Raw genomic sequence first — 13,213 nt, 5'->3', positions numbered from 1 at the left:
TGGTTAATCTATGGATAAAATATCGTGCTGTTGTGGAAGTTTTGGAGCGCGGATTTCTAAAATGCCATTTTGATAGGAAGCTTTTGTACTTTTTTTCTTAATTAAATATGGAAGCTTAATCATGCGAGAAGCTCCTGACATGGATCGCTCACGGCGATAGTAATTATGTGAAACTTCATCTTTTGTTTCTTCCATGATTTCTTCAGTAACAGAGATTTTTAAGTATTCACTTTGAATTTCTATTTGGATTTGTTCCTTTTGAACGCCCGGGAGTTCTGCTTTTATGACCAGTTCTTCTCCAGTTTCATATAGGTCGACAGGGAATGTTAATAAGCGGTTTCCTTTTTGAAAAAAGTGATTCATATCCGCAATTACATCACGTAATGGCGTTTGTTCAAAAAAATCATCAATTTGTTTTAAGTAACTACGAATTGGTGGACGAGACGAAGATTCTTTTTTTTCATCACTCATGTTTTTGCCTCCTAGAAATCAATTTGCAATATCATATGACAAATGTGCGCAAATGTGAGTGCCTATTTTTCATGTTTACACAAAAAAATTGGGTAAAATGTGAAATAGAGTGATTTTTTTATAGTTTTTATCGCCATATCGAGTTGATTATGCTAGTATAAATAGGGTTGATATAGTAGTATAGAAACAGAATGAAAACTGAAAGAGGGTAAGAAGTATGTGTGGTTTTGTAGGATGTTTATGTGAAAACCCTAGAGAGTTTTCAGAAACAGAAAAACATCAATTTGAAAATATGAATACGATTATTTTCCACCGTGGTCCAGATGACGAGGGATATTTTCGTGATGAACATGTACAATTTGGCTTCCGCCGTTTAAGTATCATTGACTTAGAGGCAGGACATCAGCCGCTAACTTATGAAAATGATCGATATGTAATTATTTTTAATGGTGAAATTTACAACTATGTAGAATTACGTGAAATGCTACTTGAAAAAGGTGCAACATTTGCAACGCAATCTGATACAGAAGTTATTATCGCATTGTATGCACACATGAAAGAGAAATGTGTAGATTACCTACGTGGTATGTTTGCATTTATGATTTGGGATCGTGAAGAAAAGAAACTTTTCGGTGCACGTGACCACTTCGGTATTAAGCCGCTATATATCGCGCAGCAAGGTGATACAACATTCTTTGCATCTGAAAAGAAAAGTATCATGCATGTTATGCAAGATAAAGGGGTAAATCCAACTTCTCTGCAACATTACTTTACGTATCAATATGGACCAGAACCAGAAACATTAACTGTTGATATTAATAAAATCGAACCTGGTCATTATTTCGTAAAAGAAATCGGTAAAGAGATGGAAATTCATCGCTACTGGAAACCATATTTCAATGCTTCAAGTGCGACAAAAGAGGAGCACATTCAAGCGATTCGCGACGTATTGTATGATTCTGTAAAAGTTCATATGCGTAGTGATGTACCAGTAGGTTCATTCTTATCTGGTGGTATCGATTCATCTATCATTGCGTCTATCGCAAGAGAAATGAATCCAAATCTTCTAACATTCTCTGTTGGTTTCGAACGCCGCGGCTTTAGTGAAGTTGATGTAGCAAAAGAAACGGCAGAAAAGTTAGGCGTTACAAACCATAGTGTCTTCATTACAGCGAAAGAATTCATGAACGAATTCCCAAAAATTATTTGGCATATGGATGATCCTTTAGCTGATCCAGCTGCTGTACCGTTGTACTTTGTAGCAAAAGAAGCGCGTAAGCATGTAACAGTAGTTCTTTCTGGTGAAGGTGCGGACGAGCTATTTGGTGGATATAATATTTATCGTGAACCAAACTCGTTAAAAATGTTCTCTTATATTCCTACTCCAGGAAAAAGTGTCTTAAAAGCATTAAGTGGAGCATTAAAAGAAGGATTTAAAGGGAAAAGCTTCTTAGAACGTGGATGTACACCAATTGAAGAACGCTACTATGGTAATGCGAAAATCTTCCGTGAAGAAGAAAAAGCTGAGTTAATGAAGTATTACAATGAAAGTGTTAACTATATGGATATCACGAAGCCATTGTATAATGAAATTAAAGATTATGATGATGTAAGCAAAATGCAATACATCGATATGTTCACATGGCTACGCGGCGACATTTTATTAAAAGCTGATAAAATGACGATGGCAAATTCATTAGAACTTCGTGTGCCATTCTTAGATAAAGAAGTGTTTGACGTTGCGTCTAAAATTCCAACAGAATTAAAAATCGCAAATGGAACAACAAAAGCAATTTTACGTGAAGCAGTGCGCGGAATCGTTCCAGATCACGTGTTAGATCGTAAAAAGCTTGGATTCCCTGTACCAATTCGTCATTGGTTAAAAGATGAAATGCATGACTGGGCTGTTAATATTATTAAAGAAAGCAAAACAGAGCATTTAATCGACAAACAGTATGTATTAAACTTACTGGAAGCACATTGTGCAGATAAAGGCGATTATAGCCGTAAAATTTGGACAGTACTTGCATTTATGGTATGGCACCAAATTTATGTTGAGCATAAATATGATACAAATGAGTTTCATGAAGAAACAAAGCGTGCGTATAGCTTAGTATAAAGTGAAACTGGCATCCGCCACTGATTATTAGCCCACCAATAGTGGGATAAATAAGAAAACCTTAAGATTGCATACGATCTTAAGGTTTTTTTCATAAATACGTATTGTAGTTGATACAATAATAATAAAAGGATGGACAAAATATGATTACGTTTGAAAAAGTGAGTACAGAAACAAAAAAAGTTGTTGAAGAAATGTTTGCTTCTCATGGTTTGAATATAAAGGAAGTTCAATATTGTATAAAAATTGATGATACATATATTGGTGTAATTGATTATACCGTTCAAGGTGAGCGTGCTATATTATCTAATTTAATAATTCATTTTGATTATCAAGGTTACGGATATGGAACGAACACTTATTTTACATTTGAAGAAATGATGAAGAGTAGAGATATGAAAGATATCAAGGTGTTACAAGGGGATCTAACTAAACAAGCTAAATCTTTTATAGAGGGACTCGGCTTTATATGGAACGGTGAAATGTACATAAAACGCTTCTAAAAGGAAAGAAGTTAACTAAGGAAAGAAATGAATATAAGGCAGGTGGATGTATGACGATGACGTCTGGTTTTTTACTAATAGGGAGTTGTTTTATAGGAGCAGAACTATGCCAAATTTTCATCCGGAAAATGATGCGTAAAAAGCGTAAACCGTATGAATGGCAATACATTCCGGTATTTTTTATTCTGTTTTTTACTTTGTATGTATTACAAAATGCAATCCACTTTCCACCGATATTGAACATTTTTTTGAAGTTTGGCTTAATATATAGTGGCAGTGGAATGGCTATTCTATTTTGTTTGTTTTGTATACGGCATGTTCATTATCAGTCGTACATATTTATTTTAAATTGGCTCAATCGAGATGATGGAAACCGCCTTACATAAGGTGGTTTTTTTGTTTGTTTTGTAACCAAATTTTTATGTTGTACATAAAATAGGACGAGCATAAATATAAGCTCTATTAAATATAGAAAGGAAATGGTATATGAAGCTAGTTATAGATGCAGGTCATGGTGGATACGATTCCGGTGCTGTTGGAAACGGTTTGGTTGAAAAAAATCTAACACTTCAAATTGCTAAGCGTGTTCGAGATATTTTACTTGCAAATTATGCAATTAATATTAAGATGACGCGCGATAGTGATGTCTTTATCTCATTATCAGAACGTGCAAATATTGCTAATTCTTTCGGAGCAGATTTTTTCATCTCATTTCATATTAATAGTGGCGGTGGAACAGGTTTTGAAAGTTATATTTATAATGGACTATCAGATAGCAGTTCTGCAGCAGCCAAGCAACAAAAGATGCATGCAGCAGTTAATCCTGTTTTAACGAAATACGGTTTGCGTGATCGTGGTGCAAAAAAGGCCAATTATGCAGTACTAAGGGAAACAGCTATGGATGCTTTATTAACAGAAACAGCTTTTATTGATACAACATTTGATGCAAATTTATTAAAAAATCCGCAGTTTATAGAAGATTTATGCCAAGCATATGCAAGAGGAATTGCTGTAATCTTAGGATTAACGGCAAATCCAAACCCACCAAATCCAGAACCGCCAAGTCCAGCTCCTCAAACGATAGGAATAGCCTATATTCGAGGAAAGAACGTGAATTTAAGAAGCGGCCCATCAACATCATCCTCAGTGATTCGTCAGTTGAATTCTCCAGAATCGTATGTAGTTTATCAGGAAAGTAACGGTTGGCTAGATTTAGGGACAGGCCAATGGATATATAATGATCCATCGTATATTGATTATGTGAAATACGGAAATAGTGATGGAAGTCCGATTGGAGTGGCGAATATTCGAGGGACGAATGTGAATTTAAGAAGCGGTCCATCAACATCGTCTTCAGTTATTAGAAAGTTAAATTCTCCAGAATCCTATTTAGTATACGCAAATGAAAACGGTTGGCTAAATCTAGGAGGAAATCAGTGGATATATAATGATTCATCTTATATCAAATATGATCAATATTAAAATATAAAAGATTATCAATAGAATTGAATGACACCCTGCCTTGAATGTCTTGCAAACAGAAGAACTTAGAGGGAGGGCTTTTTGTGAGAAAATAATATATTAAAATTATAGACGTGCTAATTGGACTTATCATTGTAATAGCTATGCAATTCGTGTTGAAAAGGGCAAGTCAAAACATGTGTTATGCACATTATGTATTGATTGAAGTGACAATTACTTTTGTTAAAACAGAAAATTCTTTATATTTAATGCGAATAAGTTGTAAAATGAAAATAATTATTAGGAAAGGAGTGGTAATATGGCAACAGGTGTTCATAAAGATTGGATTTTGTTTAATGGAAGAATTGTGAATACGAAGAAAGAACAGCCAATGGTTGCATTAGAAGAGCGAGGTTTACAATTTGGTGATGGTATATATGAAGTGTTTCGTTTATATAATGGGAAACCTCACCTACTAGATTTACACTTAGAAAGATTCTTTAAATCTATGAAGGAAATTCATCTTGTTCCACCTTTTACAAAAGAAGAATTAATTGAACAACTTCAGCAATTAATTGAGAAAAATCAATTTCAAGAAGATGGGAATGTGTATATTCAAATTTCAAGAGGCATGCAGCCACGAAATCATGTATATGAATCAAATCTAGAGCCAACTTATTTTGCAAACATTGTTTCATTCCCGAGACCGCTATCTCTATTGGAAAAGGGAATAAAAGTAACAGTGGAAGAGGATATTCGCTGGAAGTTTTGCCATATCAAATCTTTAAATCTTCTTCCTAATATTATGATTAAGAATAAAATTAATGAAGAAGGGTATCAAGAAGCGATATTAGTTCGAGATGGAATTGTAACAGAAGGATGCCATTCGAATTTCTTTATTATAAAAAATAATAAAGTGATTACGCACCCAGCGGATCAACTTATTTTACATGGAATTACTCGTCATCATGTCATTTCATTAGCAACAGCTCTACATATTGAAGTAGAAGAGCGAGAGTTTTCATTACAAGAAGTTTACGAGGCAGATGAGTGCTTCTTTACAGCAACGCCCCTTGAAATACTCCCTGTCATTCAAATTGGAGACGGATCATTCGGTAATGGTGAACGGGGACCTGTCACAAGGAAGTTACAAGAAGCTTATGAAGAAAGCATCGCTACCTTTAAAGTAATAAATTGAATGCGCAAGAAAAATGAAGCTGGTATTCCTCCAGCTTTTTTTCGTGATATAATCAAGCATAGGACAATTTTTGAAAACGCTATAAAAGGGGATTTTATGTATATGAATTATGAAGCATTTAAAGAAGTAATTCACGGACGACGCAGTGTTCGGAAGTTTACAGAACAAGAAGTATCTGTTGGTGACATAGAGGAAATTATTGATTGTGCTCGTTATGCTCCAAGCGATACGAACTCGCAAACGTGGGAATTTATTGTTATTATGAATCGGGATAAAATTAAAGAAATTGAGCAAATGACATGGGATGCTTTACATAAATTGGCTGAAAAAGCAACGGGAAAAGGAGAAGAAAAAGCAGGAAAATTACTTACGCGTTCGTTTGGACCGTATGCAACTGCTTTTTCTGATGCACCGGTTTTAATCGTATGTTTAGCTACACCATATGAGTCAAAGTTTCGTGAAAAAATATTTGATCCAATTGACTTCGTTCCAGATTCAGTATGGGAAGAAGAGGGGATTAAGAGTAGTTGTTTAGCTGCGCAAAATTTAATGTTAGCAGCATATGCAAGAGGTCTTGGGACTTGCCCGATGACAGGGCCGGTGTTATTAGCTCAAAATGAACTGCGACAATATTTACAAATTGAGCCTGAGAAACAAATTAATATGGTAATTTCGCTAGGGTATCCAAAAGATAAACCGAAGAAACTTGCTCGAAAAGAAGTAAAAGATATTACAAAGTTTATTTTGTAGGATGCTATGTAAAAAAGACATCGGATGTACCGATGTCTTTTTTATGAAGTAGATTTGTTAATTAATTTTTAGGCTTTTATTGTTCAACAAAATAATCAAATTTGATTTTATACTGATTGTAATCTTTTAAACCATACACGATTTGTTTCTTGCTATCGATTAAACCTTTCAACAGATTAGAATCTAATACACAGTATGAAACATCTATAATTATTCAACATGAACCTTCTCACAATATGATTTGTTATGAAAAGAACCTTTGTACTAGATTCACTACAATTTAAGATTTTCTTCTGTGACAAGAATTTTTTCTAGACTGGAATAATTTTTAGTGATAATGGGTTAAAATGGAGAATAAGAAGAAATTTCTAATTATCTCTTGAAAAAATTAATGATGTTAAAAAAGAAAGTATGGTACAGTAATGATGAGCAGAATGTTTGTTCACGGAAGTTTAAAAAAACTGAGCTTAGAACAGATAGTTATTTCTGTATAATAAATAAAGAATAAATGTACAGGGGGGATGAATTTTGAAGAAATTCATAATCGCTGGATTGTCTGCTTTGTTATTAGTAGGGTGTAGTGTACCAAAAGCAAAAGAAGAAATAGAGTCTCAACAAGAAGAACAAGTTGTTAATGCAAGTGATGAGAGTGTAACTCCTTTTCCTGAAGGGGCAACTCCAATTGGTGAAGGGAAAGTAAAGGTAATCACACCAGATGGTACTTCTGAAAATGGTAAGATACCAACTGTATTTGTAAAGAAGGACACTCTAATTCAGCAAGTTGAATTAGAACTTGTCGATTTTCAAAATGATAAAGAAACATTCGTATTCGTAGATCGTATATTTGAAGATAAACATCATGTTACTAGCATGACGCAGACAACAGTAGAATTAAAACAAAAAACGTTAGAGACAGGGTATCATACAATAACTGCAATTCAATTTCAAAATAATGATCCAGCGGGAAAAGTTATTAACTTTGTACAGGCTAAATTTGAAAATAAACCTGCATCTTAAAATAGCTAACACGTTATATGTAACAAAAAGTACATTACTGAAAAAGTAATGTACTTTTTTGTTTTGTATGTTTTTCATGAAATAAATGAATTGATTGTCAGGCGAAAAGGCTCTACTGAATTATAATAGAAAGAAGAATTAGCACAAATTATCAAAAAAATTATTGGTGAATGTATAAAATATTCTTATAAGGGAGGGGAAGTGGAAATGGATTACTTTGAAAGAATACAAAATTCTATTGAATTTATTGAAGGCAACCTACAGGACAGACTTAATGTTGTTAAAGTTTCTTCGCAATCTTGTTTTTCTCCATTTCATTTTCAAAGGCTTTTTCAAGCAATCACAGGTTTTTCTGTACAAGAATATATAAGAAACAGAAGGTTATCTGAAGCTGCTATTTTATTGAGGGAAACAAAAAAGAATATATTAGAAATTGCGATTAATTTTCAATATAACTCCCAAGAGGCATTTACACGTGCATTTGTAAATTATTTTGGAATGACTCCTGCTAAATATCGAAAGTCAGAAATCGCTTTACATTTACAAGCTAAACTGAATTTGTTTGACCATAAAAAGGAGAGGAAGGGAGACTTGATTATGAATAAACCTACTATTGTACAATTAAATAAAAGGAATATTATCGGTGTTGAATATAAAACCAATCTAAACAATGAAAAATACTTTGAGGAAATTCCAAAATTTTATTTTGATTTTGGAAGTAATGAATATTATTTAAGAATTCCAGAGAAAATTGCACCTAATATGTCATATGGTATCGCATGTAATTTTCATGATGATGGTAACTTTTCATTCATTATTGGAGAAGAGGTACAGGGGAGTGCTGCGGAATTAGACAATGGATTTGTCAATTTTGAAATTCCGGAAGGTAAATATGCTGAATTTAAAATAAATGGCTCGGCTGATTTAGTTCAAAATACGAGAAGATATATTTATGGCACATGGTTACCAAACTCGAATTATGAAAGAAGAGAAGGACCAGATTTTGAAATTACCGATGTATTGCAATCAATATATCCAAATCAAATGAAAGTGATAATATATATACCTATACTTTAAATATAAATGTTTCGTAGGGATTTGTTTGAAAATGTCGAATAAAATATATTGCGTCGTAAAAACACGTTTTCTATTGTTTAGCGTGAAACGAGTGGGGAGGAGAATGAGTGATGAAACGTGGTCTTATAAATATTGATTATACATATGATTTTGTAGCCGAAGATGGTGCTTTAACGTGTGGAAAGCCGGGACAAGATATTGAACAGCATCTTGTAGCGATTACGAAGCAGTATATTGAAAACGGAGATTATGTTGTGTTTGCCATTGATAAACATGAAAAAAATGATTCCTATCATCCTGAGACACAATTATTTCCGCCACATAATATAGCGGGAACAAAAGGAAGAGATTTATACGGAGAGTTACAAAAGGTGTATGAAAAATATCAAGATAATGAGAATGTATACTATATGGACAAAACACGTTATAGTGCTTTTGCTGGAACGGACTTAGAAATGAAACTAAGAGAACGTGGCGTACAAGAGGTTCATCTTGTTGGCGTATGTACGGATATTTGTGTTCTCCATACAGCCGTGGATGCTTATAATAAAGGATTTCATATAGTTGTACATGAAAAAGCAGTGGCCTCTTTTAATGAACAAGGACATGAGTTTGCGATTGGACACTTTAAGTCTTGTTTACATGCTGAAGTGCAGTGAAGAGAAACAAAAAATGAGAGTGATGTAAAAAGAGACCTTTAAAATAGAGGCCACTGAAAAAGTCCACTTCATAAGAAAAAGGAGTCCATCACCTACTATATACAGGTGATGGACTCCTTTTTTTCAACATATTGATAAAATGCGTGTTATTTTTTCAAAGCAAACACTTTTTCAGTGCCTTCTTAAAATAAAAGGTCTTTTTTTATATGTTCTGGTACTTTATCCCGCATTAACGGGCAGTAAGACCCCCACCTCAAGATTCAGAGAGAAACGAGGAAGATAGGCGGGGGATCAACTGTCCGTAAAAGCCCGTTTGGTGAGGGCTAATAATCAGTGGGGGATGAAGAAAACCCCCACTGATTAAAGTTTCATTTTATATGGATACAACTTATTGCTGAATTAGTTTCTTAATGAAAGGACTAATACTTTCTGGTAATTGATTCAAGTTGAAGAATTTTACTTCTAAAGATTCAGTGCCATCAGCTTGTAAAGTTCCGCCTTTTATCTCTTTACACATATAAGCGATTGTGATGGGATAAAACTCATCCCCGTTCGGTAATTTTACAAAAAATTCTTTTCCGGAAAAAACACCTACTAAGTTAAGCTTTCCAATTTCAATGCCTGTTTCTTCGAGGACTTCTCGTCTTCCTGCATCTTCTGTTGATTCACCTAATTCAATACATCCGCCAGGAACTCCCCAAATACCATTTCGTCTTTTTTGAAGTAAAATTTGTCCCTGATCATTTAAAACGGCTACTGCAACACCTGCTAAATTAAGTGGTCGTGGACCGATGATTTTTCGTAAATCTTCAATATATCCCATAGTAACCTCCAAAAGTAATAAGAGTTTTATATTCCAAATTATGTATTCCATCCTGTATAGATATTCTCCTTGTTTTTTATTGGATATTAATATTGCAGAAATGAAAATTTCACTGACTATTTGATATAATAAAGACAGAAAGAGAGAATCTTTCATTCATTCACTGTTTCACATTAAATAATGTGGATCAAGAAAACGTTGTGGCAGCATTTAAAGACGGTGTTCTTACTGTCACATTGCCTAAACTAGAAGAAGAAAACATAAATCGAAAAGTGATTGATATAGAGTAAAGAAGCTGATACATTCAGCTTCTTTTTTAAATTTATAGTTTTTAGAAATTTCTCAATGTTATAATGGTAGTTGGTGATGAACATGAACTATGATGAAAAGCAAATGCGACGGTTAGAGGCGTTAAAAGAAATTGCAGAGTTGTTAAATGAGGTAACTGATTTACAGGAAATGTTAGAAAAAGTATTACATACATTATTGCAAGTTATGAATTTACAAACAGGCTGGATCTTTTTTATTGATGAAAAAGGAACACATCGTATGCTTGTTGATAGGAATTTGCCACCAGCACTCACATGGCGGGAAAAGAAACCGATGTGTGAAGGAGATTGTTGGTGCGTGAATCGATTCGTAAATGGACGTTTAGAAAAGGCGACAAATATCATTGAGTGTAAACGAATTGAAGATGCTATTGAATATAATTGGGGAGAGACGGAAGAGATTACACACCATGCGACGATTCCTCTTCGGGCTGGGGCAGAGAAGTTTGGTTTATTAAATGTTGCTTCACCTCATAAAACGCATTTTTTAGAGGAAGAACTAGCATTATTAGAAGCAATTGCATTTCAAATTGGAACAACAATACAACGAATTAAGCTAGTTGAGAAAGAACGCAAATATGTAGTTGTAGCGGAAAGGAATCGACTCGCTCGTGATTTACATGATTCTGTAAAACAATTACTATTTTCAATTATGTTAACCGCTAGAGGTACTCTTGACATGACAAAGAACAAAGAACTGCAAGAGATGCTAAGTTATATAGGAGAATTATCACAAGAAGCACTGCAAGAGATGACATTATTAATTTGGCAATTACGGCCAGAAGGATTAGAAAAAGGGCTTGCAGAAGCAGTGCAGAATTATGGAAAGCTGTTAGGTATTCAAGTAACAATTCGAATTGATGGGGTTATTTCAATTGGTGATGAAATAGAAGAAGTGCTGTGGCGTGTGAGCCAGGAAGCGTTACATAATTGTAAAAAACATGCTTCATGTGAGAGGGTATCTGTTAGCTTGAAAATAGAAAATAATAAGTTGCACTTTCAAATTGAAGATGACGGCATTGGGTTCGTTAGAGAAACAGTAAGAGATTCAGCACTTGGTTTGAAAAGTATGAAAGAACGAATTGAATTGATGAAAGGAACATTTCGAATAAGAACGAAACCGGGACAAGGAACAAAGATTGAGATTCAATTACCAGTTTGAAAGGGAGTAACACATTGAAAATTAAACTATTACTTGTAGAGGATCATCATATTGTGCGGAGGGGACTCGTATTTTTCTTAAAAACGAAAGAGGAGTTTGAAATTATAGGGGAAGCAGAGAATGGAGAAGAAGCGTTAGAATTTGTTCGAAAAGAAAGACCAGATGTAGTATTAATGGATTTATCAATGCCGAAAATGGATGGAATTGAAGCGACGAAAAGATTGAAGCAATATGATGCGACAATTAAAATCCTTATGTTAAGCAGTTTTTCAGAGCAAGATTACGTTCTTCCAGCGCTGGAAGCTGGTGCGGATGGTTATCAACTAAAAGAAGTACAGCCAGATCAACTTGTTGCTTCTATTATTGCTGTATATCAAGGCAATGCAAATTTCCATCCGAAAGTAACGCCTGCTTTGTTAGGACGACCGGCAGTGAAAGAGGAGAAAAAAGATAGTTTTTCTATGCTGACAAAAAGGGAAAAAGAAGTACTGTGTGAAATTGCGAAAGGAAGAAGTAATAAAGAAATAGCAGCAGAGCTTCATATTACAGAACAGACAGTTAAAACACATGTTTCAAATGTACTTGCTAAATTAGAAGTAGATGATCGGACGCAAGCGGCTTTGTATGCTGTGAAAAATAATGTTGTGTAGGAAACGGGTTATGGGGGACAAAGTTAAATTACAATAGTATAGGTCAAAACTGTCGAAATCTGGTTATTCCAATGGAGCTATACTTGTTGCAAGAAATGATGAAGTGTTACTAAGTGATGCATTTGGTATGGCAAATTTCACATTGGAAAAGTGGTTTCAGCACTTCGAAATCAGTTCGGCGGACACGCTGTTGTAAAGAATAATTAATTGATATATCAGGAACTCATACGAAAGTATGAGTTCTTTTTGTATTTCTCATACTATTTTCTCAAAGCTTTTCCCTCTTTTTATTGTTTTTTGTATAGAATTTTCTGATAGTATAGAGGTAGAACTTAAAACAAAGGGGCGAAATAAACATGAAATTAGTTGTAATTAACGGAACACCACGTAAATTTGGTAGAACACGTGTCATTGCAAAATATATTGCTGAACAATTTGAAGGAGAGTTATATGATTTAGCAACAGAACAATTGCCTTTATATAACGGAGAAGAATCACAACGTGAATTAGAAGCGGTAACAAAATTAAAAACATTAGTGAAAGAAGCTGATGGTGTTGTCCTTTGCACACCTGAATATCATAATGCAATGAGCGGTGCGCTCAAAAACGCATTAGATTTCTTAAGCAGCAGTGAATTTGTCCATAAACCAGTTGCACTATTGGCGGTTGCAGGCGGCGGAAAAGGCGGTATAAACGCGCTTAATAGCATGCGTATTGTCGCGCGAGGCGTATATGCGAATACAATCCCAAAACAAGTTGTATTAGACGGGTTATACGTGCAAGATGGTGAGCTTAGTGAGGATGCAAAACCATTAATTCATGATCTTTTCAAAGAGTTAAAAGCATATATGGGTGTCTATAAAGAAGTGAAGAAGCAATTAGGGGTTGAGTGATAATTTTTTAGAGGGCAATGTTCTATTATTCATTGCCTCTAGCACCTTTACGAAAACGCTTTCGAACAATAGTAGTTCGTAGAATAGTAATGTAAATAGGA

At 34.4% G+C, this 13,213-nt stretch carries 15 protein-coding genes; 13 read left to right on the top strand and 2 right to left on the bottom strand.

Annotated features, from left to right (window positions below; genetic code table 11):
* Positions 1 to 3 precede the first annotated feature (3 nt).
* Complete coding sequence (locus tag ACM6HU_RS18675; protein WP_016114708.1) at positions 4 to 471, bottom strand: Hsp20/alpha crystallin family protein; 468 nt, start codon at positions 469 to 471, stop codon at positions 4 to 6.
* 217 nt (positions 472 to 688) lie between these two features.
* On the opposite strand from ACM6HU_RS18675, the gene asnB reads away from it, so the two are divergent.
* The 9 genes from asnB to ACM6HU_RS18630 all read left to right on the top strand — a co-directional run bounded on the left by asnB (position 689) and on the right by ACM6HU_RS18630 (position 9,255).
* Positions 689 to 2,590: an asparagine synthase (glutamine-hydrolyzing) gene (asnB, locus tag ACM6HU_RS18670; RefSeq protein ID WP_003197399.1), complete on the top strand. Its 1,902-nt coding sequence runs from the start codon at positions 689 to 691 to the stop codon at positions 2,588 to 2,590.
* A gap of 143 nt (positions 2,591 to 2,733) precedes the next feature.
* Positions 2,734 to 3,093 (top strand): GNAT family N-acetyltransferase, encoded by a 360-nt coding sequence (locus ACM6HU_RS18665; RefSeq protein ID WP_016131393.1) that lies wholly within the window; start codon positions 2,734 to 2,736, stop codon positions 3,091 to 3,093.
* 56 nt (positions 3,094 to 3,149) lie between these two features.
* The gene (locus tag ACM6HU_RS18660; protein WP_016114711.1) at positions 3,150 to 3,479 is read left to right on the top strand and encodes a hypothetical protein; all 330 of its coding nucleotides are present in this window, start codon (positions 3,150 to 3,152) and stop codon (positions 3,477 to 3,479) included.
* Positions 3,480 to 3,579: 100 nt separating this feature from the next.
* On the top strand, positions 3,580 to 4,575 hold the full coding sequence (locus ACM6HU_RS18655; protein WP_016131394.1) for an N-acetylmuramoyl-L-alanine amidase: 996 nt from the start codon (positions 3,580 to 3,582) through the stop codon (positions 4,573 to 4,575).
* Between the two features lie 298 nt (positions 4,576 to 4,873).
* Positions 4,874 to 5,752: a D-amino-acid transaminase gene (gene dat / locus ACM6HU_RS18650; protein ID WP_016131395.1), complete on the top strand. Its 879-nt coding sequence runs from the start codon at positions 4,874 to 4,876 to the stop codon at positions 5,750 to 5,752.
* Between the two features lie 102 nt (positions 5,753 to 5,854).
* Positions 5,855 to 6,502 (top strand): nitroreductase family protein, encoded by a 648-nt coding sequence (locus ACM6HU_RS18645; protein WP_033671151.1) that lies wholly within the window; start codon positions 5,855 to 5,857, stop codon positions 6,500 to 6,502.
* A gap of 528 nt (positions 6,503 to 7,030) precedes the next feature.
* A complete protein-coding gene (locus ACM6HU_RS18640) occupies positions 7,031 to 7,519 on the top strand; it encodes a hypothetical protein (RefSeq protein WP_016131397.1) in 489 nt (162 codons plus the stop codon).
* A gap of 207 nt (positions 7,520 to 7,726) precedes the next feature.
* Complete coding sequence (locus tag ACM6HU_RS18635) at positions 7,727 to 8,596, top strand: AraC family transcriptional regulator (protein WP_016114717.1); 870 nt, start codon at positions 7,727 to 7,729, stop codon at positions 8,594 to 8,596.
* A 110-nt stretch (positions 8,597 to 8,706) separates the two neighbouring features.
* On the top strand, positions 8,707 to 9,255 hold the full coding sequence (locus tag ACM6HU_RS18630) for a cysteine hydrolase family protein (protein ID WP_016114718.1): 549 nt from the start codon (positions 8,707 to 8,709) through the stop codon (positions 9,253 to 9,255).
* Positions 9,256 to 9,643: 388 nt separating this feature from the next.
* Here the strand turns inward: ACM6HU_RS18630 and ACM6HU_RS18625 are convergent, their stop codons facing one another.
* Positions 9,644 to 10,078, bottom strand: coding sequence for an NUDIX hydrolase (locus ACM6HU_RS18625; protein ID WP_016132760.1), 435 nt, complete (start codon positions 10,076 to 10,078; stop codon positions 9,644 to 9,646).
* Between the two features lie 125 nt (positions 10,079 to 10,203).
* On the opposite strand from ACM6HU_RS18625, the gene ACM6HU_RS18620 reads away from it, so the two are divergent.
* From ACM6HU_RS18620 to ACM6HU_RS18605, 4 genes are all read left to right on the top strand, one after another.
* Complete coding sequence (locus ACM6HU_RS18620; protein WP_077294336.1) at positions 10,204 to 10,368, top strand: Hsp20 family protein; 165 nt, start codon at positions 10,204 to 10,206, stop codon at positions 10,366 to 10,368.
* An 82-nt stretch (positions 10,369 to 10,450) separates the two neighbouring features.
* Positions 10,451 to 11,569 (top strand): GAF domain-containing sensor histidine kinase, encoded by a 1,119-nt coding sequence (locus tag ACM6HU_RS18615; protein ID WP_016131398.1) that lies wholly within the window; start codon positions 10,451 to 10,453, stop codon positions 11,567 to 11,569.
* 14 nt (positions 11,570 to 11,583) lie between these two features.
* A complete protein-coding gene (locus ACM6HU_RS18610; protein WP_016114721.1) occupies positions 11,584 to 12,219 on the top strand; it encodes a response regulator in 636 nt (211 codons plus the stop codon).
* 356 nt (positions 12,220 to 12,575) lie between these two features.
* Positions 12,576 to 13,112, top strand: coding sequence for an NADPH-dependent FMN reductase (locus tag ACM6HU_RS18605; RefSeq protein WP_016114722.1), 537 nt, complete (start codon positions 12,576 to 12,578; stop codon positions 13,110 to 13,112).
* Positions 13,113 to 13,213: the final 101 nt, after the last annotated feature.

Source organism: Bacillus sp. IT-79MI2, assembly GCF_949768135.1.
Lineage (GTDB): Bacteria > Bacillota > Bacilli > Bacillales > Bacillaceae_G > Bacillus_A > Bacillus_A pseudomycoides.
Note: the sequence above shows the minus strand (reverse complement) of the source record. Positions and strands in the feature narration are given on the sequence as shown.

Excerpts from the sequence above, each read along its gene's own strand:
- ACM6HU_RS18675 (WP_016114708.1), bottom strand. The coding sequence starts at position 471 with ATGAGTGATGAAAAAAAAGAATCTTCGTCTCGTCCACCAATTCGTAGT.
- asnB (WP_003197399.1), top strand. The coding sequence starts at position 689 with ATGTGTGGTTTTGTAGGATGTTTATGTGAAAACCCTAGAGAGTTTTCA.
- ACM6HU_RS18665 (WP_016131393.1), top strand. The coding sequence starts at position 2,734 with ATGATTACGTTTGAAAAAGTGAGTACAGAAACAAAAAAAGTTGTTGAA.
- ACM6HU_RS18660 (WP_016114711.1), top strand. The coding sequence starts at position 3,150 with ATGACGTCTGGTTTTTTACTAATAGGGAGTTGTTTTATAGGAGCAGAA.
- ACM6HU_RS18655 (WP_016131394.1), top strand. The coding sequence starts at position 3,580 with ATGAAGCTAGTTATAGATGCAGGTCATGGTGGATACGATTCCGGTGCT.
- dat (WP_016131395.1), top strand. The coding sequence starts at position 4,874 with ATGGCAACAGGTGTTCATAAAGATTGGATTTTGTTTAATGGAAGAATT.
- ACM6HU_RS18645 (WP_033671151.1), top strand. The coding sequence starts at position 5,855 with ATGAATTATGAAGCATTTAAAGAAGTAATTCACGGACGACGCAGTGTT.
- ACM6HU_RS18635 (WP_016114717.1), top strand. The coding sequence starts at position 7,727 with ATGGATTACTTTGAAAGAATACAAAATTCTATTGAATTTATTGAAGGC.
- ACM6HU_RS18630 (WP_016114718.1), top strand. The coding sequence starts at position 8,707 with ATGAAACGTGGTCTTATAAATATTGATTATACATATGATTTTGTAGCC.
- ACM6HU_RS18625 (WP_016132760.1), bottom strand. The coding sequence starts at position 10,078 with ATGGGATATATTGAAGATTTACGAAAAATCATCGGTCCACGACCACTT.
- ACM6HU_RS18615 (WP_016131398.1), top strand. The coding sequence starts at position 10,451 with ATGAACTATGATGAAAAGCAAATGCGACGGTTAGAGGCGTTAAAAGAA.
- ACM6HU_RS18605 (WP_016114722.1), top strand. The coding sequence starts at position 12,576 with ATGAAATTAGTTGTAATTAACGGAACACCACGTAAATTTGGTAGAACA.